The following is a 23389-nucleotide window of genomic DNA, read 5'->3' as shown; positions in this document are numbered from 1 at the left end:
CCTTCCGGTTTATCCGAGTGTGATCCACGGTCATGCGATCTGCATTGTCCCTTCTATTGGTTTGCCTGGTCGGTGCGGGGTGTCAGGCTCCGGCGCCGGGCGTGTGGCGGCTGGATGCGGCGCAGGGGTTCCGGGAATACGTGCTGGGGGACTCGCTGTACAGCAGCGTGATCGGCGAGGCGCGGCGCACGACGATGGAATACGATGTGCTCGAATTCGAGGTCTTCGGCAGCCGGTTCGCCGATCAGCTGTCGATGCCGTTTCACGGCGACCGCGAGATCTTCGGGGCCCCGGTGGTCCGTGCCGACGCCGGCGTGATCGATGGGCAGCTGTATGCCCTGCTGCTGCATCTGGATGCCGGCACCGTCCGGCAGCGCGCCGTGCTCGATTCGCTAACCGCGGCGTACGGGCCGCCGACGCATGTCAACGAGCAGACCATCCCGGGGGAGGACATGTTCGTGCAGGTCGATTTTCGGGAATGGGTCGGGGAACGCGTGACGCTGGCGTATGGGATGGGGGACGGCTATGCCGAAGTGCTGGTGTACGACCAGGCGCTTCGGGCCCGCCGGCTCGCGATTCAGCGCGCCATCGCCCGGGCGCACGAAACGATGTCCGCCGCTCTCGCCGCGCTGGAGGAGGTGGGGACCGTCCAGTTGCAGATCACCGAACCCTTCGCGTCCTGGCGCTACCTGTATCGCCGGGAGACCGAGCCGGCGCGCGACGGGGTGTCCGGAAGCATCGATTACAGCCTGGTGCAGCCGTTTTTTGAGGTACGCGGTCGGAGCCTGTACGGTCTGGATATGGCCCGCGTGACCCTGCATTTTCTGCCGCGCGTGGACAGCCTGCGTGCGATGGAGGTGCGATTCGACAACACCCAGGGCCAGACGATCGGCTTCGTCGAAATGCTCAACACGCTCGAACGGAAGCTCGGCCGCGCCGCGTATGCCGACACGCTCCATACCCCAAAGGGGCCCTTCCGCCGCGCCATCTGGTACAGTCCGGACGTGTACGTGACGCTGGAAGAACATCGTTTCCGGCCTGGCCCCGCCTCGCAGGCCGACGTCGTCGTGCGGTTCGACATGCGGCGCGACGAGGTGGAGCTCGATCCGGACTGGCTGCCCCGCATCGCGCCTCACCTGGCAGAACCGCCGGCCGTCGACAGCCTTGCGCCGTCGCTGGACCTGGAGTTGTAGGCGCTTCTCCGTCAGGGGTAAAGTGATGGCGAATGTGTGTCGATGTTGAGGAGATCTGTCGGCTTCTCCGCGATGGACAGGGGTTGAGCAGACTGTTCCAGCAAGAGCCGGCGTGAGTCGGGGCGGGTGACGGTGTTAAAGCCCTGCTTCGTTCGCGCCAAAGCGCTCGTCGGAGATCGCCAAACCTACCGCGGCTTTCTGGCCAAAGCGTACACCGCGCCGGCCGGGCGCATGCGTACCTTGAGCATCTCGTTCATTTAGAGTACCTGATTCGTATACAAGCACTTCCATGCAGCAACATACATTTGTCGATTCGATCAAGGACGGGCTCACGAGCCTGGAAGGTCTGGATCGGGACTATCTGGAGTCTTCGCGTCGTCGTCTTTTTCTGATGCCGGAACAACAGCGCCAGCGGATGGCGGCTGAGTACCGCAGCAAGGCCGCGTTGTACTTCGAACTGTACCGGACCGCCAGCACGCTCGAAGAGCCTGTTTTGCGATAAATGGTGCAGAGGCGTAGCGGTATCGAACATGTTTGGTTCGATGCCGCTACGCCTCGCCATTTTTACCGGAAGCGACCTGTCCCAACTGCGGTCATTCGTACCGCAGCGATTCCACGGGATCGACGTTGGCGGCCTTGCGGGCGGGGAAATACCCTGAAAGGAGTCCGATAAACGTCAGTACGGCCACGGTGATCAGGGCGACGGGGGTGGAGAGGACCGGATTGGCCAGGAATTCCATCGCGCCTTCCTTGTTCGGGATGCTTTGCATCGCTTTGACGATCCCGTACGAGACGAGGAGTCCGATCGCGCCGCCGGTGAGTGCGATGAGCAGCGCCTCGAAGATCACCTGGACCTGGATGTGGTATTTGCGGGCCCCGAGCGCCAGCTTGACCCCAAACTCGCGCGTGCGCTCCTTGACCGTCACGTACATGATGTTGGCCACGCCCACGCCGGCCAGCAGGAGCGTGAGTCCGCCCACGAGGCCGAGAAAGACTGTGATGCCGAAAAACACCTTCGCGCCTTCTTTTTCGTTCTCGATGAAGTCCCAGACCCCCAGCGCCCGCTCATCCGACGGGTCGAATTTGTATTTCCTGCCCAGGACGGCGTAGACCTGCTCTTTCACCGCCGGCGCCACCAGGACGTTGCGGGGGCGCAGCACGATGTGGTCCACATACCGGTGGCCGTAAATCGTTTCGAAGGTGGAGGAGGGGATGATGGCGCGGTTCGCGTCCGGACCGTTGTTCATCGACGTTTGCAGTTTCGTCTGCATGATGCCGATCACGGTGAAGGGCAACCCGTCGATCATGACCGACTCGCCGATCGGCGGGGTGTCGCCGAAAAGCCGGCCGGCCAGTTCGTCGCCCAGAAACACGACGCGTCGTTTCTGCTCCTCGTCCCGGATGTTGAGAAAGCGCCCGCCTTCGGCCGGATACATCCGCCGCATGTCCTCGAACTCAGGCATCACCCCTTCCATGTAGGTCGTCGTCTTGTTCTGCCCAACCTGCAGCGCGACGCCCCAGCGTCCGTACGAGATGCTGCCCATGTCGACATCCTGGATCGTCTGTCTCAGCAGCGCGAGATCCTCCCGGATGAGCCGGATGCGCCGGCCCTTGTCGAGTCCTTCGTACGTCTTGCTCGTCTCTCCGCCATAAATCTGGAAGATGCGATCGCCGGCGTTGAGCAGGCCGTTCTGCATAGTCTTCCCCAGCCCCTCGCCGAACGCCAGCAGCAGCACCACCGACAGCGTGCCCCACGTGATCGCGAACATGGTCAGGAACGCGCGCGTCTTCTGCGTCCGCAGATCATTCCAGAATTCCTGAAGGAGGATTTTCCACATGGGGATAGGGGTTTAACGTTCGAGGTTCAAGGTTTAAGGCACCGCGACGGTTAAAGCAAAGGTACGTTGAGCCTGGGGCCTCGAACGTTGAACGGCGCAAGCCCTCACATCCTCAGGCACTCGACGGGGTCGAGGCGGGAGGCTTTGCGGGCGGGGAAGAAGCCGGCGAGGAAGGCGATGACGGCGAGCAGGCCCATTGTGGTGATCGCTACCATCGGCGACACCTGGGGGGTGCCGACGGCGTCCTGGATGGGCAGCATGCCGAGCAGTTGCACCAGGCCGACCGCGATCCCGAAGCCGAACAGGGCGCCGATGCCGACGATCAGAAAGGTCTCACCGAAAAACTGAAGCAGGATGTCGCGCCGGCGGGCGCCCACCGAGCGCTTCACGCCGATCTCGCGGGTGCGCTCGCGGACGACCACGTACATGATGTTCGCGACGCCGATGCCGCCCACCGTCAGCGTAAAGCTGCCGATGACGCCCATGAACAGGTTGAAGCCCAGGAAGAAGTATTTAAAAAATTTGTCGGCCTCGTTCGTGTCCCAGATGCCGAGCGCATCCTCGTCGGTCGGATCGAAGCGATTTTTTCGGCCGAGCACTTCGTACACCCGGGTCTGGACCGCCTCGCTCAGCGTCGGGTCCGTCGGCTGGTAGATGATGTTGTTCACATACCGGTCGCCGAAGAGCGACTTGTGCGTGCTGGCCGGGATGAAGATGCGATCCGAGTCGCGCGAGTTGTAGGACGAGTTCTGCGTTTTCGGCTCCATCACGCCGATGACGGTAAACGGCGTTTCGCCGACGAGCACCTGCCGGCCCACGGCGTCGGCGTCGGCGAAGAGCAGCCGTTTGATCTCGTTGCCGAGCACGACGACGCGCCGGCGGTGCTTCATGTCCAGGTCGTTGATGAACCGGCCTCCGGGTTCGGCGATGACGTTCCGCATGTCGCCGTACACCGGGTAGATGCCCGTTATGGCCGGCATGGTCGAGGACAACCCGACGCGCACCGGCGTCCGCCGGTTCATGTATTCGGGGCTGATGCTGCGGATGTCCGCAATCTCGCGTGTCAGGATCCGCGTATCGTCCTCGCGCAGCGGGATGTAGCGTCCGTCGGGGAAGCCCTCGAAGGGTTTGGTCGTCCGCCCGCCGAACATCACGACGATGCCGTCCCCCATCCCGTGCATGTTCTTCCGCGTCTGTTTTTCAAGCCCGACGCCGAACGCGAGGAGGACGATGACGGCCACCGTGCCCCAGGTGATTCCGAGGATCGTCAGGGTAGTCCGCAGGCGCTGGGCCCACAGATCGTGGAAAAACTGGGATAATGTGGCGATAAATCGCATGCTGGGAGCGGTCCTGGGTTGAATCGGCAGTCAGGCGCAGGGACACGTTGGGTCGCTGGGGACACGATAGGTCGTGTTCCTACTCGATGACCTTGGGCGGTTTTTCGCGGATTTTCTGGCCTTCCTCGACACCGGAAAGGACCTCGATCTGGATCGCGTCGCTCAGGCCGGTCTGGATGATGCGCTCCTCCAACGAGTTGTCGGCCAGCAGGATGTTCACGCGGGCCGTGTCGCCGCTGAATTCGATGACGCGTTCGGGGATGAGCAGGACATTCTCGCGCTGCTCGATGATGATCTCGGCGTTGGCGGAATAGCCGGCGCGGAGCACCACGTTGACCGGGTTGCCTTCGGGAGATTTGAGGGCCTGCTCGGTCGCCGAGGCGATTTCGAGTTCGACGGGGAAGACCGTGGAGTTGTCTTCTTTCTCCGCCTTGAGCCAGATCCGGGCCAGGAGCCCCTTCACCTCGGCATTCGGCAGGGCGCCGACCTTGATGAGGGCGTTCATGCCTTCCTTGAGCCGGCCCACGTCGATTTCGTCGACGGTACCCCGGAAGATCAGGTCGTTCATGTCGGCCATCGTCATCAGCACCGTGCCTTCCTGGTAGCTGGTGAGCGGCACGACGTTGTCGCCGATCTCGACCATCTTATCCAGAATAAAGCCGCTGACGGGGGCGCGGACCACCGTTTCGAAGCTGCCGCTTTCGGTCGCCACGCGGCCTTCGCGCAGCAACTCGAGCTGCTCCCTCGCCATCTGCACCTGCAATTTGGCCTCTTCGTAGCCGCGACGGGTGCGCTCGAAATCCTGGTCGGCGACGAGTTGCTTTTCGTGGAGCTGCTGCTGCCGTTCGTATTCCGCCTTGAGGTTGTCTACCTCGATCTGGCGGAGCTGGATCATCCGCTCGGCATCGACCAGTTCGCGGGGCGTGGGGGTCGGCTTGATCTCGAGGAGCGGATCGCCGGCCTTGACGAAGTCGCCCACGTCGGCGAACTGCCGGCGGGCGACGCCTGAAAATTGCGATTTGACGCTCACCTCAACCCGGGGCTCGATCGTCCCCACCGCCAGCGCCTTGTCGACGATGTTGCCCCGCTCGACCACGACATGGGGGATGACTTCTTCGGTATCCTTCTCGTTGTATTCCTTGAAGGCGAACGTGCCCCCGGCGATGACGATGACGACGCCGAGAAGCAGAATGAGGCGCTTGGCTCCTTTCATGTGGCTGTGCAAACGGTGAAGGTGAGGCGGGCTTTCCCTGTGCGACCTGACCGGGCGGATCCCTGGAAACAGTTCGCTCTACGGACGAGCCCCCGCCGATGTTACGGGCGGTTTTTTCACGCGGGCACGCCGTGCGCTCAGGTGCGACTGTGGATGCGCGCGTCGATGGCGAGGTGGTGGAGGGTGTGCGCATTCATCAGACGCGGCCATTCGGACGGCCGCAGCGGGCCGAGGTAGGGATGATCGAAGCGCGCCGGCGAAGCGGCCGCCGCCGGCAGCACCGGTTCGACGGCCCGCACCTGGTCGTGCGCTTTTTCCAGACGCTCGATGACGGCCTCGCGGACGAGGGCGTCCGGCGGCACCACGCCGGCCGGCGCGGCCAGCCCCGAGGGCAGGGTGCCGGATAACAGCATGGCGATGCCGTCCGGCTTGACGGCGGATTCGGACGACGCGATCGCCCCCTGGATCAGACGCGGAATGAGCCGCGCGATCCCGAAATTGGAGGTCGCCAGGTGGTACAGATGCGCGGCTCTCGACCAGGCGGAGACGCCCTCGGCCGTCGCGAACAACACATCATCCGGGGCGTCCGCGAGCGCGCGGAGGTGATCGTGCAGGGCCATCAGGCGGTTCCACTCCTGCGCGGCATCGATGGCCTCTACGGGCGAAAGGGGGGTTATTCGCATTTTTTTTCGGGTCTGTGCAACCTGTGCGTTGTACGCCTGTACAAGCGTTGACAAAGTGTCAATGAGTGTACGGCACACCGAAATCAATGTCCACGGCAGAACGACGTCAGGAAGAAAAAGAGCGCCGGCGGAGCGAGATCATCGACGCCGCCGAACGCGTGTTCGCGCAGAAAGGCTTCGACAAGGCCACCATGGCCGATGTCGCGGACGAGGCGCGTCTCAGCCGGGGGTTGATCTACTTTTATTTCAAAGATAAGGACGACCTGTATCTGGCCCTGACGGTTCGGGCGTTTGAAATGCTCCGGCATGCCTTCGAGGTCGCCGCGGCCGCTCCATCGGATGGTCTTGGCAAGATAAGCGCCATCGGACGGGCGTATGTAGCCTTTCACAGGGAGCAGCCCCAGTATTTTCAGGCCATGGCCGACATCGAATCCCGCGAGGTGAACATGGAACAGGTCGCGGAGACCGAAAACGCCGCGGCCTGCATGCGCGAGGGGGAGTGCATCCTCCAGTTCATGGCGACGATCATCTCGGAGGGCATTGCCGACGGCTCGATCCGGGCCGACATCGGCGATCCGATGCTCACCGCGATCACCCTCTGGGGCTTTACGCACGGGCTGATCCAGATCGCCGCCCAGAAGGCGGAGCTGCTCCGGCAGATGCATGCCGTAGAATCCGAGCCCCTGATCGAACAGGGGTTCTCCATGATGATGCGTTCGCTGGCCTCGCCGCCGGTGGCGTAAAAAATTTTACCCTTTCCGTTGACAAACTGTCAAAAGCTGATGAAACGTCAATGCTCTTGCGCGGGAAACTGGCACTTCTGGCTGGTCGCGCTGATCGCTGTGCTGCTTCTGGGCTACATGACCCGCACCCAGGAAGCGAGGGCGCAACCGACGCCGCTCGACGGCTATGTCGAGGCCGGGCTGTCGAGTAACCTGGCGCTGCGTCAGCAGACGCTCGATCTGGAAAAAAGCCTGCGCGCGCTGGACGAGGCCCGGGGGATGTTCTGGCCCGAGATGCGGATCGAAGCCCGGTATTCGCGCGCCGGCGGCGGGCGGCAGATCGAGTTTCCGGTGGGGGATCTGATGAACCCGGTGTACCAGACGCTGAACGATATCCTCATGTCCCAGGGGCAGCCCGGGACGTTCCCCACGCTCGAGAACATCCAGATTCCGTTTTTGCGGGAACGCGAACAGGACACCCGGTTCCGGGTCGTCCAGCCGCTCTACCAGCCGGCGATCCGGCACAACTACCGGCTTCAGGGGCATCTCCTGAATGCGCAGGAGGCGGGGCTCGACGCGTTTCGCCGGCAGCTGGTGCGCGACATCAAGGTCGCCTACTACCAGTACCTGAAGGCGCGACGCGCGGTCGAGATTTATACCTCGGCCGGGGAGGTGGTGGATGAATATGTGCGTGTGAACGAGCGCCTCGTGGCGAACGAGAAGGCGACGGAAGAGGCCGTGATGCGCGCCCGGGTGGAGCGGTACGATGTCGAGCAGCAGCTGGCCGACGCGATGCGCCAGCGCGATCTGGCACGTTCCTATTTCAATTTTCTGATCAATCGCCCGCTGGGCGAGGCCATCGAATTGCCGGCGGACGAGGCGCTGCTCCCGGCCGAGGCCCTCGGCGGCTATCGCCTGGCCGGCGTGCGGCCGGCGGAAGCCGTGGCGATCGAGGCGCTCTCCCGCCGGCATGAAATCAGGCAGCTCGACGAGGCCGTGCTCGCTTCGAGCGCGTCGGTGGACATCCAGCGGACCCACCTCCTGCCGGGCGTCGCCCTGGCGCTCGACCTCGGCATCCAGGGTGAGCAGTACGGATTCACGAACGACCGGTCGTACTACATGGCGTCGGTCGTGCTCCAGTGGAAACTCTTCGACGGCTTCCAGGAACGCGCCCGCATCCAGCAGGCCCAGCTCGACACGCAGCGGTTGCGGATTCAGCGCGAGGAGCTGGACAGCCAGATCCGGCTTCAGGTGCAGGATGCGATGGACAACCTGGACGTCGCCCGCCGGTCGGTGGACACCGCCGAGGAGCGGCTGCGCGCGTCGCGCGAGGCGTATCGCCGGGTATCCCGCAAGTACGAGGAGGGGATGGAGAACCAGGTGACCATGCTGGATGCGCGCGACGTCTGGACGCGCGCCGAGCTCAATCGCACGATCACCCGCTACGATCTCCTGATCCGTCTGGCCGAGCTCGAGTATGCGACCGGCGGAGCCGCCGGCGCGCCGGCTGCCGAGACAGGCGTCGGCGAATGAGCCATCCCGGATTTCCCCGAAAGGACAGCCCAAACCTATAGATCCCATCATGAAAAACGACCTCAACGTACCTCGAACCCCGGCGACGCGTCGCGTGCTGATCGCCCTCGCCTTCACGCCGGCCCTGGTGTTGCTCGCCATCAGCCTGGTGGGCTGCAACCGCGACGCCGGCGCCGAGCAGACGGCGGCCCGCGTCGAGACGCTGGCCGTGCGGACCGCCCCCGTCGTCCGCGAGACGCGCCCCATGCCGATCTACACGAGCGGCCGGCTGGCGGCCAAAAGCGAGATGAAGCTGTCCTTCAAGATCGGCGGCATCGTCGACGGGATCGCGGTCGACGAAGGGGCGCGCGTCCGGAAAGGGGATCTGCTGGCGCGGCTGAACATGGCCGAGATCGATGCCCAGGTCTTGCAGGCCGAGCGGGGGCTGGAGAAGGCGCAGCGGGATCTGGAGCGCGTAGAGGCGCTCTATGCGGACTCCGTCGCCACGCTCGAGCAGGTTCAGGATGCCCGGACGGGCGCCGAGATCGCGGCGGCGAACCACCGGATCGCCGCCTTCAACCGGCAGCACGCCGTCATCGTGGCGCCGGCCACGGGGCGGATCCTCCGCCGGCTCGGGGAGCCGAACGAACTCGTCCAGGCCGGCCAGCCGCTGTTTCTCTTCGCCGCCGACGAGCGGGGATGGATCGTCCGCATGGGGCTGGCCGACCGGGACATCGTGAAGCTGAGCCTGGCGGATTCGGCCCACCTGGTGTTTGACGCCTATCCGGACGTCACCTTCGCCGGGTACGTCACCGAGATCGCCGACGCCGCCGATCCGCTGAGCGGCACCTTCGAGGTGGAAGTCGCCGTGGCCGACCCCGCGCGCAAGCTGAAATCGGGCTTTATCGGGCGCGCCACGCTGTATCCCTCGCTGACGGAGGCCTACGACTTTGTGCCGGTGGAAGCGCTGGTCGAGGGCGATGGCGACGAAGGGATCGTATTCGGCATCGACGGGGAGCAACGGGCCCGCAAGCTGGTCGTCCGCATCGGGCGGATGATGGATCGGGATGTCGCCGTGGCGGAGGGCCTGGAGGGGGTGGAGACCGTGATCACCGAGGGAGCCGGCTTCCTCGGCGACGGTGACGCCGTCCGCATCGTCGAATAACGCACCCCATTCCGCATCCAGCCTATCACCTGTTGCGCCATGAAACTTCCATCGCTTGCCATACAGAATTACCCGTTCACGATCGTCATGGTGCTGCTCCTGACGCTCCTCGGGATCGTGAGCTTCGCGACCATGCCGCGCGCCGAGGATCCGGCCATCCAGACCCCGGGCACCAGCGTCATCGTCGTGTTCCCGGGCGCGAGTCCGGCCGACCTCGAAAGCCTGATCGTCGATCCCATCGAGGATGCGATCAATGAACTCGAAGACATCCGCCGCGTGGCGTCGACGACGAAAGACGGCGTCGCGACGGTTGTCGTCGAGTTCTACACCAACATCGATCCGGACGACGCCTACGACAAGGTGACGCTGGCCGTTAACGGCGTCCGCGGCGAATTCCCCGCCGGCGTGCTTTCCGTCAAGACGACCCGCTTCTCGACGGCGGATGTCCTCATCCTGCAAACGGCGCTGGTCTCGGAGTTTGCCAGCTATCGGATCCTGCAGGAGAACGCCGAGAAGCTCGAAAAAGAGCTGGAGCGGGTGGGCGGCGTGAAGCGCGCCGAAGTGTGGGCCTACCCGGAAACCGAGGTGCGGGTCGGGCTGGATCTGGACAAGATGCGCGAGATCGGGCTGCCGCTCAACCGGGTCATCCAGTCGATCCAGGCGAATGCCCAGAACATCCCGGGCGGCAGCGTCGATCTGGGCCAACGCCGGTACAACATCCAGACGAGCGGCGACTATGGATCGATCGACGATATCCGCAACACGATCGTGCACAGCATGGGCGACCGGATCGTGTACCTGAAGGACATCGCGTCGGTCGAGCTGGGGTACGAGGACGCCACCTACCGCGCCCGATACAATGGGGAGCGCGCGGTGTTCGTGACGGTGGTCCAGCGCGAGGGCACCAATATTTTCGACGTGATGGATGGGCTGAAGGCGCGGATCGGCGCGTTTGAGCGGACGTTGCCGGAGGGCATCCGGGTCGAGACCGCGTTCGACCAGTCGATCAGCGTGCACGAGCGGGTGAACAGCTTTTTCGGCAACCTGATGCAGGGGGTGCTGCTGGTCGGCGTCGTCATCCTGCTGACGCTGGGCGGCCGCGCTTCCCTCATCGTCGTGCTCGCGATCCCGGTCTCCGTGATGATCGCGATCGGCTGGGTGGATCTGAGCGGGTTCGGCATCCAGCAGATGAGCATCGTCGGCCTCGTCGTGGCGCTCGGGTTGCTGGTCGACAACGCCATCGTCGTGGTGGAAAACATCACCCGGTTCAGAAAGATGGGGCTCTCCGGCATCGACGCGGCCATCAAGGGGACGACGGAGGTGGGCTGGCCGGTTGTCGCCGCGACCGTGACGACGGTGCTGTCCTTTCTGCCGATCGTGCTGATGGAGAGCGACAGCGGGCAGTACATCCGGAGCATGCCGGTGACGGTGATTTATGCGCTGGTGGCCTCGCTGCTCATCTCGCTGACCCTCACGCCGTTCCTGGCGAGTCGTTTCCTCCGGGCGGAAGACGCCGGCAAGCGCCCGCCCGTCTTGCAGCGCTGGATCGACCGGGTGGTCGAGGGCCCGTACAAACGGGTGCTGGATGTCGCGCTGCGCCGGCCCTATCTGGTGCTCATGCTGGCGTTCGCCACCTTCGGCGGCAGCATCGCGCTGTTTCCGCTCGTGGGGGTCTCGCTGTTCCCCAAAGCCGAAAAGCCCCAGTTCATCGTCAATATCGAGACGCCCGAGGGCTCGAATCTCGATTACACCGACGCGGTGACGCGCGACGTGGAACGCATCCTCGACGGGCGCGACGAGGTGGCGGGGTACGCCTCGAACATCGGGCGGGACAACCCCCGGTTTTATTACAACGTGATCCCCCGCGGCGAGAAGAGCAACATCGCCCAGTTGATGGTGGAGGCGACCAGCCTCGACGCGATGCCGGAGCTGATTCACGGGCTGAAGTCGGCGTTCACGGGCATCCCGGGGGCGGACATCGACATCCTCGAGCTGGAGAACGGCCCGCCCGTCGAGGCGCCCATCGCGATCAAGGTCATCGGCCCGGAGATCGACCGGCTGGAAGAACTCGCCGGCGAGGTCGCGGCGATGATGTATGCGACGAACGGGACGGATAACATCGCAAATCCCCTGAGCGCGCCGAAAACGGATCTGCACGTCCGCATCAACCGCGACAAGGCGGGGCTCCTGGGGGTGCCGCTGGTAGAGATCGACCGCACGGTCCGCGCCGGCCTGGCGGGGCTGCCGGTCGCCACGTTCCGCGACGCCGGCGGCGACGACCACGCCATCATCCTGCGGCTGCCGCTTGACGGACAGCCGTCGATGGCCGACTTCGACCGGATCCATGTCAGCTCGTTCACCGGCGCCAGCATCCCGCTTCGCCAGGTGGCGGACGTCGAGCTGGAGTCGGCGGCCACGCGGATCGACCATTACAACCTCGAAAGGAATGTGACGGTGACGTCGTTCGTGCAGGAGGGTTTTTCGGAGTTCGAGGTGACGGATCGGCTGATCGATCGGCTGGAGGCGTACGCGTGGCCGGCGGGGTACCGGTACTTCGTGGCCGGCAAGCTGGAGTCGCAGCAGGAGAGTTTTTCGGGTCTTACCTCCGCGCTGGTCATCGCGCTGCTGGGCATCCTGGGTGTGCTGGTGCTGCAGTTCCGTTCGTTCGGGCAGCCCCTGATCATCATCACCGCGGTCCCGCTGGCCATCATCGGGTCGGTGCCGGCGCTGCTCGTGACGGGCTTTACGTTCAGCTTCTCGGCCTTCATCGGGTTGACGAGCCTCGTGGGCATCGTCGTCAACAATTCGATCATCCTGGTGGATTTTGCGAACCAGCTGGTCCGGGAGGGGAAAACGGTCGAGCAGGCTGTCCGTGAGTCCGGCTCGACGCGGTTCAGTCCGATCGTGCTTACGACGCTGACGACGATCGGCGGCCTGCTGCCGCTGACGCTGACCAACTCGACGATGTGGAGCCCGATGGGCTGGGTCATCATCGGCGGCCTGATGGCCTCGACGGTGCTCACGCTGGTCGTCGTGCCGGTGCTGTACAAGCTGCTGACGCGGGGATAGGGGCGTCTGGGCCATCGCATGCTCGCCGTGGCCGTGAGAAGCGTAGGGGAGTTTGGGTGCATGGGGGCATTTTTACCGCAAAACCTCCCATACCCCCATACTCCCGTACCGGGAGATGCTCACGTTTGAAGAGCATGCGATGGCCCCGTAGGGGTGTGCGTTGTTTTGGATGCTTTCTTGAAACGCCGTATTCTCTAAGGATGTCGCGCTCATTTTTTGCTCAACATCAGACACGGCCTATGCCATCCAATCGAACCTCATGCCTGCTTGCCGGCAGCCTTTTGCTTCTTTTTGCCGCTTGCGAACCCGGTGGGAATGCTCCGCGCGATGCGGGGGCGGCTGAGATGCTGGCACCGGATACGCCGCCGGCTTCGGCGGCGCGCGTGCTGCTGGAAAACGAGCGTGCCGCAGCGGCGACCGATGCCCTGGTCAAGGGAATGCCCGACCTGGACCGTACGCAGGCGTACGCCATTCAGCTCGCGGCCCTCGACCAGCAGCTCGCCGCCGGCGATGCCCTCATCGGCTGGAAGATGGGCGGCTCGCGCGTCACCCCGGCCAACCCCACGCCCGATCCCTCGTTCGCCTACATGCTGGCATCCGACCGGTTCGAGCCGGGCTCGACGATCGATCCGGCCCGGTTTGTCGGGGGCGAAACGCAGGTCGAAGCCGAGATCGGTTTTATCATCGGGAGCGACATCCCGGGTCCGGAGGTCACGATGGAAACCCTCCGCGCCTCGGTGAAGGAAGTGACGGGCGCCATCGAACTGATCTCGGTGCGGATGCGCGCGATGAATGAGGCCGACGCCGCGCCGTCTACGAACCACATGATCGCGGACGCGCTCTCCAACGCCGGCGTGATCGTCGGCGATACGCGCGCGCCCGTCGATGTCCTGGATCTGGCCAAAGAGATGGCCCGCGCCGAGGTGAACGGCGAAATCATGTCCTCCGGCGCCGGCCGGCAGATCATGGGCACGACTCCCTGGGACGCCCTGCTCTGGCTGGCGAACGAACTGCCGAAACACGGCCACATGCTGCGTGCCGGCGAAGTGGTCATCACCGGCAGCATGATCGACAATCCGACCGTCGGCGCCGGCGACCGCGCCGAGGTCGTGTTCGAACACCTGGGCCGGATCGGGCTTTCGTTGACGCCGTGATGAAGGGTTCAAGGTGTCAGGTTCACGGTTCGAGGTGTGGGTGAGACATCCCGCGAACGGTGACCCCGGATCATCTAACCCGTCTCACCACATCGGGTGCACCCAGGACTTGATGTCTTCCTCGTAGATCTGCAGGATGCTTGCCATCGCATCGGGGCTCAGGGGAGGATGTTGCGAGGCGCTCAGGTTGGCGACGACCTGCTCCGGTCGGGAGGCGCCCGGGATGACGCAGCTCACTTCGGGGCGCATCAGGACCCAGCGCAGCGCCACGGTCGCGAGGTTCTCCGTGCCGGGAAACAGCCGTTTGAGCCGTTCGACGGCCTTGAGGCCGGCTTCGTACGGGATGCCGGCGAAGGTTTCGCCGCGGTCGAAGTGTTCGCCCTGCCGGTTATTCTGCCGGTGATCGCCCGGGGCGAAGGTCGTCGACGCCGAGAGGGTCCCGGTGAGGAGGCCGCTCGCGAGCGGCACGCGGACGATGATCCCGACGTTTTTTTCGGCCGCTCTGGCGAAGAAGAGGTCGTGCGGCCGCTGCCGGAACAGGTTGTAGATGATCTGGACGCTGGTCACGTTGTCGAATTCGATCGCCTTCAGGGCTTCCTCCACCTTCTCGACGCTGACGCCCAGATGCAGGATCTTGCCTTCGTCCCTGAGCCGGTCGAAGGTCTCGAAGATTTCGGGGCGGTAGTAGACCGGCGTTGGCGGGCAGTGGAGCTGGATGAGGTCCAGGCAGTCGAGCCCCGTACGCACCAGCGATTCCTCGACAAAGCCGCGCAGCGCCGCCGGCGTGTAGCCGGCATCCACATGGGGTTTCAGTTGCCGGCCGCACTTCGTGGCCACATAGATGCGCTCGCCCGACGCCCGGACGGCGCGCCCGACGGCCTTCTCGCTCTCGCCGCCGCCGTAGACATCCGCCGTGTCGATGAAGTTGATGCCGCGGTCGATCGCTTCGCCGAGGATCCGGTCCGCCAGCGCATGGTCGAAACCGGTGCCCCAGCGCCCGCCGACCTGCCAGGTGCCGAGGGCGATTTCTGAAATCCGGAAGCCTGTTTTGCCGAGGGTGCGGTAGGTCATGTCGATTATGTATATTCGGGTTTCGTACGCCTGGGCGTAATCTACTGCAACCCATATAGTAATGCCGCTATGTCTTCTTTTTCCCCGCGTCGCTTCCTGTATCTGCTGACGGCCTGTCTACTTGGAACCGCGCAAAGCAGCGTCGGCCAGACGTTCCCCACCGAAGATCCCGTCATCAAGAACATGTGGGAAGTCGGCATCGACGGCTCGCAGACCGAGGCGCTCGCGCACGAACTGATCGACGTCCACGGCCCGCGTCTCGCCGGCTCCCAGAATCTGGCTGACGCGCAGCAGTGGCTGCTCGATCTGTATGCGTCGTGGGGCATCCCGGCCCGCAAGGAGCAATACGGCACCTGGAACGCGTGGCGGCAGGGCATCCTGCATGTGGACATGATCGAACCCCGCGTCCAGACCCTGGAAGCGGAGCTGCTGGCCTGGAGCCCGGGGACGAACGGTCCGGTGGAAGGCGACGTCGTCATGGCGCCGGAAGGGTTGACGAAGGAGACATTGCCGGCGTGGCTATCCAGCATCCGCGGTAAATTCGTCATGTTGTCGCCGCCCGAACGGATGTGCCGCGCGATGCAGGAGCTGGAAGCGAACGCGCGCCCCGAAACCATCGAGCGGCTCGATTCGCTGCGCCGGGCGGACCGCATCGCGTGGGAGGAGCGGCTGAAAGCCGTCGGGCCGGCCTTCCGGCGGGAAGCGATCGTGGATAGCGCCGGCGCGGCCGGCGTGCTCATCTCGCGCTGGTCCGGCGGATGGGGCGTCAACAAGATATTCAGCACCTCGGTGTCGCAGGGTGTGGGGGTCGATATCGGGTGCGAGGACTACGGCCTGCTGTATCGGCTCGCCGCCGGCGGTCGCCCGGTGCGCCTCCGCGTAGAGGCCGACGCCGAGCCGCTCGGCGAGGTGCCGCAGTTCAACGTGATCGGGCAGCTCACGGGCACCGAACTGCCCGACGAATACGTGTTGCTCGGGGCGCACCTCGACTCGTGGCACGCCGGCACCGGCGCGACGGACAACGGCACCGGGACGATCACGATGCTGGAAGCCATGCGCATCCTCAAGGAAACCTACCCGAACCCGCGCCGCACGATCGTGGTCGGGCACTGGGGCGCTGAGGAAATGGGCACGATCGGGTCGGCGTCGTTCCGGGAGGATCATCCCGAAGTGATGGAAGGTCTGCAGGCGGCCTTTAACCAGGACAACGGCACCTGGCGGTTTGAGAAAATCGAAGGGCAGGGCTATCTGGATGCCGACGCGCACATCCCCCGCTGGATGGCGGCGGTGCCGACCGAGATCTCGAGCCATATCGCCCTGGAAATGCCCGGCGAGCAGAACAACACCGGCAGCGACCACTCGTCTTTCGTGTGCGCCGGCGTGCCGAGCTTCCGGCTCCAGTCGCCCTACGACGAGTACCGCCAGTACACCTGGCACACCAACCGGGATACGTACGACAAGATCGTCTTCGACGATCTCAAGGAGAACGCGACGCTTGCGGCCATGATGGCGTATATGGCCTCGGAAGATCCGGTGCGATTCGGCCGCGAACAGGCGCAGCTCCCGATCAACCCGCGTACGAAAGAGCCGCGCCCGTGGCCGACGTGCCGCGCGCCGCGCCGGGCGCCGCGCTGATGACCGCGGGGCCCCTTCATTCGGCACGTTTGAAGGCCGCCGATACGTACGGATGGCGCGTACTGGCACTGACGCTCCTGCTCGTAGCGAGCTGCGCGCGGCCGGCGGAGACGCCGGCGCCGGTCCACGGCCGCGTGCTCTACAACCTCGACAGCTCGCAGTTCTTTATCGGCACCTTCGGCCCCATCGAGGGGGCGACGATCGACCGATTCGTCGATGAATACGCCGCCCTCGGCATCACCGACCTGTTCGTGAACGTCAACGCCCAGCGCACCAACTATGCGAGCGCGGCATGGGAATCCGGTTGGGAGGGAGAGGATACGACGTCGGTCGAGTGGATCCGGAACGAGCGGATCCTGCACGAGCAGGGCGTCGACTATCCCGGGCGGATGCTGCAGCGCGCGCGTGAAGCGGGCATCGGGGCCTGGATCAGCGTGCGCATGAACGACGCGCACCTGCCGGACCAGCCCGACCATCCGCTCCATAGCCGGTTCTGGCGGGCGCATCCGGAATGGCGCCTCGAGAATACCGGACTCGACTACGCGGAGGGGGAGGTCCGGGATCACTACCTGGCGCTGATCCGCGAGGTGAGCGAGCGCTACGATCCGGATGGGATCGAGCTGGATTTTCTCCGGTTTCCGCTGTACTTCCGGCCGGGTGAGGAGGCCGCCGGCGTGCCGCTGATGACGGCGCTCGTGCGGGAGGCGCGCGCCATGACGGATGCCGCCGGCCAACGCCTGGGCAGGCCGGTCCACCTCGCCGTGCGGGTGCCCACGTCACCCCATGTCTCGCTGGCTCACGGCCATGACGTTGTCGCCTGGGCCCGGGAAGGCCTGGTCGACCTGGTGATCGCGGCGCCGTGGTGGTCCTCGGCGAACAGCGATATCCGCGTGGAGGACTGGAAGGCCGCGCTCGCGGGGACGGACGTTCCCGTGGCGGTCAGCCTGGAGGACGGCGTCGACGCCGGCTCGATGGGTCGGCGGACGCTGGCGCCCGACGAGATGCGCGGCATCCTCGCCTCGGCGTGGGACCGCGGGGCGGACGCCGTCTACTTTTTTAACCTGTTCACCGACCCGCTGCGCGACTGGCCGCGCGAGGCGCACGATCGGCTCGTACAAGCCGCCGGCCACCCCGAGGCGCTGGCGGCCGCGCCACGCCGCCACGTCGTCACCCTCGTCGCGCCCTGGGCGGAGGGGGAGCCGAGAGCCCGCAGCGTCCTGCCCTTCACCGGGACATCGGCCGTTTTTCAGCTCGCCATCGGGCCCCCGCCGGCGGACGGTCAGACGGCGCGCGTCGAGCTAAAGCTCGACGGCTCCCGGCCAACCGTTCGGGTCAACGGGGTCGTCTGTCCGTGGCTGCGCGACGCCGCCGCCGATCATCTGCGCGACGCGGGGATCCGGAAGCAGGAAGCGGGGGGCCGAAGCCTGTTCGAGATTCCCGCCGGCGCGCTGCGACGGGGCTACAACGACGTGGCGGTCGAGGCGGACGCTGCCATCCGCGTGGACTGGGTAGAGATCGCCATCGGGGTGTGACGCCGGCACTCGACGCCGCGACGGGCTGGATGCATCTTTGCCGTCTGGATGCCAGCGGTGCTGTGCGGGCGTAACGACTCACCCATGCGGCAATGACGCCGCGTCGCCTCCTTTCGTCGTGCTTATGGTTCCGCTTCTGTTGCTTGCCCTCGCGCATCTCTTCTCCCTGTGGCACACCGTGTCGCCGGACGAGATGCAGCCCATCGATTATCAGGCCATCGGGATGACGTTCCAGGTGCCGGCCGACTGGGAGGAGGTCGGCCCGTTGATTCTGGTGTCCAAGGCGGAATATGCACGCAAGAAGGGGGAGCAGTACGCCGGCGCCGACAGCAGCGCCGCCATCTACGGTCTGGGTTTGCTGGTGACGACGCGGGTGGACTCCACCAGGCTGCCGGCGCCGGACGCCTTTGAATACCATGTCGTGCAGGTGCGCATGGAGGGATTTCATGGCTGGTACGGCCGCTTCCTCTGGTCGCTGGGCCGCAAGACGATCATGCAGTCGTTTCCCCATCACCCGCCGGGCGTGTTGTGGTCCGAGGAGGAGGTGCTGAGCGACAACGATCCACGCAATCTTTTTCCGGACGGATACGGCATGGCCTATTCGTATCAGAAGATGGATGCGGACATCGCCGTCCAGGGGCAGATCTATTACCTGATCCGGGGCGAGCGGTGCTACCAGATCATGGTCGAAGGGGTCAAGTCGCATTACGAAGCCAACTGGCCGGTGTACGAGCGCGTCCTTCGCAGCATGCGGTTCGAGGATCAGCAGGGCAGCTGAAAAGGACTTGCAGCGGGGCTAACCGCGCAATAGTTTCAGTGCATCACCAGACAACACCGCCTCTGCATCTCGCTACAGCCTGTTTCGGGTACCTCCTTTCACGATCGACGGCGAACTCCGCGTAGATCGCTGTCACTTACGGAGCTCCACATGCTGTATACGGTTCGACTGTCTGCCCTGGCGCTGGCCGGCGCCCTGCTTTTTCCGTTCCATCACGTCTGCGGTCAATCTTTCTCCTTTGAGATCGATTCGTTCGTATCGGTGAACGAGACCGATCGTCCGCTCGTACAGCACGTCATGGATGTGCTCTCGGATTCCCTCGAAGCGCGAGGCGGCGCGAAGACGAAAAAGGCCGAGATGGTGTATCATGTGGGCCTCTCGCCGGCTCCCGGCGACGGGCGGTTCGCCATTTCGATCCAGTACTTTTACCGGTTGCCGGAAGCAGTCATCGCGCAGGGCGTGCAGATGGATGCGTTTTACCTGAGCCTCGCCGCAGAGAAGCCCGCCGACATGACGGAGGAAGGCAGCGCGGTGCGCCGGTTCATGAGCGAGGAGTTCATGCGATCGTTCCTCAAGCCGGGCGAACAGACGTTGCGCGTCGTGTCGATGGAGGAGATTCCCCTGGCGGTCGGCGAGGCGATGAACCGTTCTTTCCGGTTCGAGAGGGCCGACTGATAGGAACAGGCCTCTTTATTCCCCTGTATGCAGCATCGCCCCCTCTGGAATCCACAAGCCGCGAACAGGCCGGCGGGATGGCGAACGATTTTTACATACGGGATGCCGTGGAGGCCGATCTGCGCCGGCTTACGGAGGTGGAGCTCGAAGCTGCCGAGCGGTTTGCCGCATTGCGCAATCCACCGGTCGCAGTGGATCGGTGCCTTCCGCATGCTTTGCTTCTGGAAGGCATCCAGCAGCGCCGGCTCTGGGTCGCCGTGGTTCCGGGGCACCAGGTGGTGGGCTTTGCGTTTGCCGGCCACGTCGGCGATGCGGCTTTCCTGAACGAGATCGATGTGCTGCCGGCGTTTGGGCGGCGGGGTATCGGCCGGGCCCTGATCGACCGCGTCGAACGCTGGGCCCGCGCGTGCGGATACGAGCGCCTCGCGCTGACGACGTTTCGGGACATCCCCTGGAACGGACCGTATTACGCCGGCCTCGGATTTTGCGAACTCACGGAGGAGCAGGTACAGGGGGAGCTGGTCTCCGTGCTCGAAGACGAGCGGCGGCATGTCCTCGCCGGCTGGGCGCGGATCGCGATGATGAAGACGCTATGAGCCGGATGCCGGCCGCGGCGGCTGTTTCATCCGCCCACTGGAACTGTCGCGCGATGGATAACGTAGCGTCCCCCAAAAAGCCAGGCTTATGAGCGAACGCACCTACTCTGAAGACGAGATGGCCCTCCTGCTCGAACGCGCGGCCGAGTTGCAGACCCGGCAGGCGCGAGCCAGGGAGCGGAGTAACGGATTGACGCTTACCGAACTGGAGGCCATCGCCGGGGAGGCCGGCCTCGACCCCGCGCTGCTGCGCCAGGCCGCCGAGGAGATGGACCGGCTCGGGCCCTCCCTGCTGGGCAAGAGCACGAGCACGACCGCCACCCATATCCATGTAGAGCAATGGGTCGACGGCGACCTGACCCCCGAGGCCAGCGAGGAGGTGGTCGACGAGTTGCGCCGGCGGTTCGAGTCGGCGAGCATGGCGGCCGCCTCCGGTATGGCCGCCGGCACCTGGGGGGGCGCCGGCACCGTCGAACAGGTCGGCCGCTCGCTCGAATGGAAACACGTCAGCGGGTATGGCATCGAGACCTCGATCCGGATGCGGCCGCGTGGGGAGCGTGTCCACGTGAGGCTGAGCCAGCGCGTCGGGCTGGCCGGCGACAAAATAGAAGGCATTTTCTACGGTGGCGTGCTCGCGGCAGTCGCGGGCGGGGTTGGCCTCGCTGCGCTCGATTCGAGCCTGTGGGGCATGCTCCTGTTTTTTATCGTGGCGGCCCTGGCCATTCCCCTGGTCACGTATATGGATCGGAACTGGCGCAAAAAGAAGCACCGGCAACTGGACGAACTCGGGGATCGCATCGCGGAGCTGATCGTCGAAAATCAAACGGGCGCCCCGGTGGTCGATCGCGCCGGCGTCGCCGAGTCCGGCCTCCTGACGATCGACGCCGAGGAGCGCGAGCCGGAAGCCGGCTCGACCGCGCGACGCACCCGTTCACGCTGATATCCTCCATCAACCTCATCGTTATGAACCGACCTGGCCTTTCGATCCGCAACGCTATCGCATCTTGCCTGATGGCCTTTATGGTGCTGTCGGTCGTGGCAGCAGGTGAGGGGATGGCGCAGGTTGCCTCGTTCGACATCCCCGACGAGATCGTCATCGAGCGCGGCAAGCTGTCCGTCGCGTTTCTCGACGGCGTGAGCGAGGCCGACGCGGCGCGATGGCTGCGGGATGAAGGGTATGAGCCCGATAAGATTTCGTTCAACGAAGTCGTCGTCCGGGTCCAGTCCAGCGAGCCGTTCAGCACGGAAGGCGTCCGCCGGCTGCGCGACCATGTGGCGGTCGTGGACGTCGAATCGACGACGGCGCCGCGATTCGGCAGCGACGGACTCGGTGTGCCGGCGCTGTTCGTGCTGAACGTCCGCCTGATCGCTCCCACGGCGCAGGACGAGGCGCGAAAGCTGATCGAGGACATCATCGGCCTGACGCCGTTCGAGGTCGTGAAGCGCCCCAACGATATCGAGGTCCGCGTCCCGGAAGGGGAAGAGGAATTGGCCCTCGAGGCGCTTCAGGAAAACCCCTGGGTGGCGTATGTTACCTACGTGGCGGTCGCCGGCGACGGACGGTAGCTGCCCGGTTCTTTTTTCGTACGGATCATCACCCACCTTTACACGAATGCCCCACCTGCTGTCGCGCGTCGTCCTCTCCACGTTGGCGGCGTTGCTGATCGCCTCGTGCGATACCGCCCCCAATCCGGATAACCTGGCGACGGAAGTGACCTTGCTGGTCGTCTACACGCGCGACGCGGCGGAGGCGGCCGTCGATCTGAACGCCTATCTCCAGTCCGCCATCGCCCACACCAATATCGCGTTCGGCAACAGCCGGATTCCGGTCGTGCTTACGATGGTGTTCGCGCAGGAGGTCGACTACACATCGACCGTGCCACTGCAGGATCTGACGTACCTCGTCGGCCAGAACGACGGCGTGCTGGACGAGGTGCACACGCTGCGCGACCAGTTCGAGGCCGACATCGTGGCCTTCATCACCAACGACCCGCAGTCGACCCGGAACGCGGCGATCATGGCGACGCCGGCGACGGCGTTCGTCATGGCGTACTGGCAGGACTCCGCGGCGCCGGAATACGGTCTCGCCCACGAAATCGGCCACCTTTTCGGCGCGCGGCATACGCCGGACAGCGACGCGCTCGACCAGCCGTTTGCGTACGGACACGGATTCCGGAACGCCACGTACCGGACCATCATGGCGAACGGCACTCAGACGCGCGTGCCGCATTTTTCGGGTCCGGATCAGGTGTACCAGGGCGTCGTGCTTGGCGACAGCACGGAGCGCGATGTCGCCCGCGCGATCCGGGAATCGGCGGTGTATGTGTCCAATTTTCGCGGTCCGCAGACCGAAACAGCATTCGTTCCTTCCGGCACCTGGCCGGTGGTGAATCCCTGAGCAGCCCCATTTTTAAGCATGATTGAATCACCCCGGTTCAGCCTCGATGACCAGGTTGCGCTCGTCACCGGCGCCAGCAAAGGCATCGGATGGGGGCTTGCGCTCGCCCTGGCCGGCGCCGGCGCGCGTGTCGCCGTCGCGGCGCGCAACGGGTCGGCGCTGGAGCGGCTGGTGGAGGAGATCGAGCGGGCGGGTGGAAAAGGGCTCGCCGTGCCGATGGACGTGCGCGACGTGCACGCCATCGCGTCCGGCGTCGACCGCGTCGTGGCGGAGTTCGGCCGGCTCGACATCCTCGTCAACAACGCCGGCCTGGGGTTCAACCATCCCGCCGAGGAGGTGTCCGAGGCGGATTGGGACGAGATGATGGCCGTGAATCTCAAGGGCCTCTTTTTCTGCTGTCAGGCCGCCGGCAAGGTGATGCTCCGGCAGGGCGCGGGGCGGATCGTGAACCTGAGTTCGCAGGCCGGCCTCGTGGGCATCCGCGACCACGCGGTGTATTGCGCGAGCAAGGGCGGCGTCAACCAGCTGACGCGTGTGCTGGCGCTCGAATGGGGTGTCCGCGGCGTGACCGTCAACGCCGTCGCGCCGACGTTCATCTACACACCGGGCACGGCCGAGCGGCTCGACGACCCGGCCTATCTCGAAGGCGTCCTGGCCCGCATCCCCATCCGACGCGTCGGTTCGATCGACGATGTGGCCGGCGCCGTGATTTACCTGGCCTCGCCGGCCGGGGCCCTGGTCAACGGCGTGGTACTCCCGGTCGACGGCGGCTGGACGGCCCAGTAGGGCCGCGATCGTGTGTGGCCCCGCCGGATCGC

Annotated in this window: 21 protein-coding genes; 16 read left to right on the top strand and 5 right to left on the bottom strand. The window is 65.0% G+C overall.

The annotated features are described in order from the left end of the window. The first annotated feature begins 44 nt into the window (after window positions 1-44). Window positions 45-1193, top strand: coding sequence for a hypothetical protein (locus tag R2834_18725; protein MEZ4702374.1), 1149 nt, complete (start codon window positions 45-47; stop codon window positions 1191-1193). A 289-nt stretch (window positions 1194-1482) separates the two neighbouring features. After that, entirely contained in the window at window positions 1483-1695 is a 213-nt protein-coding gene (locus tag R2834_18720) for a hypothetical protein (GenBank protein MEZ4702373.1), read from the top strand. 91 nt (window positions 1696-1786) lie between these two features. Here the strand turns inward: R2834_18720 and R2834_18715 are convergent, their stop codons facing one another. The 4 genes from R2834_18715 to R2834_18700 all read right to left on the bottom strand — a co-directional run bounded on the left by R2834_18715 (window position 1787) and on the right by R2834_18700 (window position 6264). Next, a complete protein-coding gene (locus R2834_18715; protein MEZ4702372.1) occupies window positions 1787-3031 on the bottom strand; it encodes an ABC transporter permease in 1245 nt (414 codons plus the stop codon). A gap of 104 nt (window positions 3032-3135) precedes the next feature. Beyond that, window positions 3136-4368 (bottom strand): ABC transporter permease, encoded by a 1233-nt coding sequence (locus R2834_18710; GenBank protein ID MEZ4702371.1) that lies wholly within the window; start codon window positions 4366-4368, stop codon window positions 3136-3138. A gap of 79 nt (window positions 4369-4447) precedes the next feature. Continuing rightward, window positions 4448-5581, bottom strand: coding sequence for an efflux RND transporter periplasmic adaptor subunit (locus R2834_18705; GenBank protein MEZ4702370.1), 1134 nt, complete (start codon window positions 5579-5581; stop codon window positions 4448-4450). Between the two features lie 137 nt (window positions 5582-5718). Further along, window positions 5719-6264, bottom strand: coding sequence for a DinB family protein (locus R2834_18700; GenBank protein MEZ4702369.1), 546 nt, complete (start codon window positions 6262-6264; stop codon window positions 5719-5721). An 86-nt stretch (window positions 6265-6350) separates the two neighbouring features. Between R2834_18700 and R2834_18695 the strand changes: the two genes are divergently transcribed. The 5 genes from R2834_18695 to R2834_18675 all read left to right on the top strand — a co-directional run bounded on the left by R2834_18695 (window position 6351) and on the right by R2834_18675 (window position 13886). After that, window positions 6351-7007, top strand: a complete 657-nt coding sequence (locus R2834_18695; protein MEZ4702368.1) for a helix-turn-helix domain-containing protein — start codon at window positions 6351-6353, stop codon at window positions 7005-7007. Between the two features lie 39 nt (window positions 7008-7046). Then, window positions 7047-8519 carry a TolC family protein gene (locus tag R2834_18690; protein ID MEZ4702367.1) on the top strand — a complete coding sequence of 491 codons (1473 nt, stop codon included), beginning with the start codon at window positions 7047-7049 and terminating at the stop codon, window positions 8517-8519. A gap of 49 nt (window positions 8520-8568) precedes the next feature. Continuing rightward, window positions 8569-9663 (top strand): efflux RND transporter periplasmic adaptor subunit, encoded by a 1095-nt coding sequence (locus R2834_18685; protein ID MEZ4702366.1) that lies wholly within the window; start codon window positions 8569-8571, stop codon window positions 9661-9663. Window positions 9664-9702: 39 nt separating this feature from the next. Continuing rightward, window positions 9703-12732, top strand: a complete 3030-nt coding sequence (locus R2834_18680) for an efflux RND transporter permease subunit (protein ID MEZ4702365.1) — start codon at window positions 9703-9705, stop codon at window positions 12730-12732. 344 nt (window positions 12733-13076) lie between these two features. Next, complete coding sequence (locus R2834_18675; GenBank protein ID MEZ4702364.1) at window positions 13077-13886, top strand: fumarylacetoacetate hydrolase family protein; 810 nt, start codon at window positions 13077-13079, stop codon at window positions 13884-13886. Window positions 13887-13970: 84 nt separating this feature from the next. On the opposite strand, the gene R2834_18670 is transcribed toward R2834_18675, so the two are convergent. Next, entirely contained in the window at window positions 13971-14957 is a 987-nt protein-coding gene (locus R2834_18670; GenBank protein ID MEZ4702363.1) for an aldo/keto reductase, read from the bottom strand. Between the two features lie 69 nt (window positions 14958-15026). Here R2834_18670 and R2834_18665 point away from each other — a divergent pair, with 69 nt between their 5' ends. The 9 genes from R2834_18665 (at window position 15027) to R2834_18625 (ending at window position 23357) form a co-directional block, all read left to right on the top strand. Next, complete coding sequence (locus tag R2834_18665) at window positions 15027-16592, top strand: M20/M25/M40 family metallo-hydrolase (protein ID MEZ4702362.1); 1566 nt, start codon at window positions 15027-15029, stop codon at window positions 16590-16592. Between the two features lie 29 nt (window positions 16593-16621). After that, a complete protein-coding gene (locus R2834_18660) occupies window positions 16622-18124 on the top strand; it encodes a hypothetical protein (protein ID MEZ4702361.1) in 1503 nt (500 codons plus the stop codon). 124 nt (window positions 18125-18248) lie between these two features. Next, window positions 18249-18902, top strand: coding sequence for a hypothetical protein (locus R2834_18655; GenBank protein MEZ4702360.1), 654 nt, complete (start codon window positions 18249-18251; stop codon window positions 18900-18902). Window positions 18903-19052: 150 nt separating this feature from the next. Then, window positions 19053-19577 carry a hypothetical protein gene (locus tag R2834_18650; protein MEZ4702359.1) on the top strand — a complete coding sequence of 175 codons (525 nt, stop codon included), beginning with the start codon at window positions 19053-19055 and terminating at the stop codon, window positions 19575-19577. A 77-nt stretch (window positions 19578-19654) separates the two neighbouring features. After that, window positions 19655-20173: a GNAT family N-acetyltransferase gene (locus R2834_18645; protein ID MEZ4702358.1), complete on the top strand. Its 519-nt coding sequence runs from the start codon at window positions 19655-19657 to the stop codon at window positions 20171-20173. Window positions 20174-20261: 88 nt separating this feature from the next. After that, on the top strand, window positions 20262-21113 hold the full coding sequence (locus tag R2834_18640; GenBank protein ID MEZ4702357.1) for a hypothetical protein: 852 nt from the start codon (window positions 20262-20264) through the stop codon (window positions 21111-21113). A gap of 23 nt (window positions 21114-21136) precedes the next feature. After that, entirely contained in the window at window positions 21137-21739 is a 603-nt protein-coding gene (locus R2834_18635; GenBank protein MEZ4702356.1) for a hypothetical protein, read from the top strand. 46 nt (window positions 21740-21785) lie between these two features. Then, complete coding sequence (locus tag R2834_18630) at window positions 21786-22571, top strand: M12 family metallo-peptidase (protein MEZ4702355.1); 786 nt, start codon at window positions 21786-21788, stop codon at window positions 22569-22571. An 18-nt stretch (window positions 22572-22589) separates the two neighbouring features. Further along, the gene (locus R2834_18625) at window positions 22590-23357 is read left to right on the top strand and encodes an SDR family oxidoreductase (protein MEZ4702354.1); all 768 of its coding nucleotides are present in this window, start codon (window positions 22590-22592) and stop codon (window positions 23355-23357) included. Window positions 23358-23389: the final 32 nt, after the last annotated feature.

The sequence above is a fragment of the Rhodothermales bacterium genome (assembly GCA_041391505.1).
In the GTDB taxonomy this organism is placed as follows: Bacteria; Bacteroidota; Rhodothermia; order Rhodothermales; family JAHQVL01; genus JAWKNW01.
Note: the sequence above shows the minus strand (reverse complement) of the source record. Positions and strands in the feature narration are given on the sequence as shown.

Coding starts and splice junctions, on each gene's coding strand:
- R2834_18720 (MEZ4702373.1), top strand. CDS start 1,483: ATGCAGCAACATACATTTGTCGATTCGATCAAGGACGGGCTCACGAGC.
- R2834_18715 (MEZ4702372.1), bottom strand. CDS start 3,031: ATGTGGAAAATCCTCCTTCAGGAATTCTGGAATGATCTGCGGACGCAG.
- R2834_18710 (MEZ4702371.1), bottom strand. CDS start 4,368: ATGCGATTTATCGCCACATTATCCCAGTTTTTCCACGATCTGTGGGCC.
- R2834_18705 (MEZ4702370.1), bottom strand. CDS start 5,581: ATGAAAGGAGCCAAGCGCCTCATTCTGCTTCTCGGCGTCGTCATCGTC.
- R2834_18700 (MEZ4702369.1), bottom strand. CDS start 6,264: ATGCGAATAACCCCCCTTTCGCCCGTAGAGGCCATCGATGCCGCGCAG.
- R2834_18695 (MEZ4702368.1), top strand. CDS start 6,351: ATGTCCACGGCAGAACGACGTCAGGAAGAAAAAGAGCGCCGGCGGAGC.
- R2834_18690 (MEZ4702367.1), top strand. CDS start 7,047: ATGAAACGTCAATGCTCTTGCGCGGGAAACTGGCACTTCTGGCTGGTC.
- R2834_18685 (MEZ4702366.1), top strand. CDS start 8,569: ATGAAAAACGACCTCAACGTACCTCGAACCCCGGCGACGCGTCGCGTG.
- R2834_18680 (MEZ4702365.1), top strand. CDS start 9,703: ATGAAACTTCCATCGCTTGCCATACAGAATTACCCGTTCACGATCGTC.
- R2834_18675 (MEZ4702364.1), top strand. CDS start 13,077: ATGCTGGCACCGGATACGCCGCCGGCTTCGGCGGCGCGCGTGCTGCTG.
- R2834_18670 (MEZ4702363.1), bottom strand. CDS start 14,957: ATGACCTACCGCACCCTCGGCAAAACAGGCTTCCGGATTTCAGAAATC.
- R2834_18665 (MEZ4702362.1), top strand. CDS start 15,027: ATGTCTTCTTTTTCCCCGCGTCGCTTCCTGTATCTGCTGACGGCCTGT.
- R2834_18655 (MEZ4702360.1), top strand. CDS start 18,249: ATGGTTCCGCTTCTGTTGCTTGCCCTCGCGCATCTCTTCTCCCTGTGG.
- R2834_18650 (MEZ4702359.1), top strand. CDS start 19,053: ATGCTGTATACGGTTCGACTGTCTGCCCTGGCGCTGGCCGGCGCCCTG.
- R2834_18645 (MEZ4702358.1), top strand. CDS start 19,655: ATGGCGAACGATTTTTACATACGGGATGCCGTGGAGGCCGATCTGCGC.
- R2834_18640 (MEZ4702357.1), top strand. CDS start 20,262: ATGAGCGAACGCACCTACTCTGAAGACGAGATGGCCCTCCTGCTCGAA.
- R2834_18635 (MEZ4702356.1), top strand. CDS start 21,137: ATGAACCGACCTGGCCTTTCGATCCGCAACGCTATCGCATCTTGCCTG.
- R2834_18630 (MEZ4702355.1), top strand. CDS start 21,786: ATGCCCCACCTGCTGTCGCGCGTCGTCCTCTCCACGTTGGCGGCGTTG.
- R2834_18625 (MEZ4702354.1), top strand. CDS start 22,590: ATGATTGAATCACCCCGGTTCAGCCTCGATGACCAGGTTGCGCTCGTC.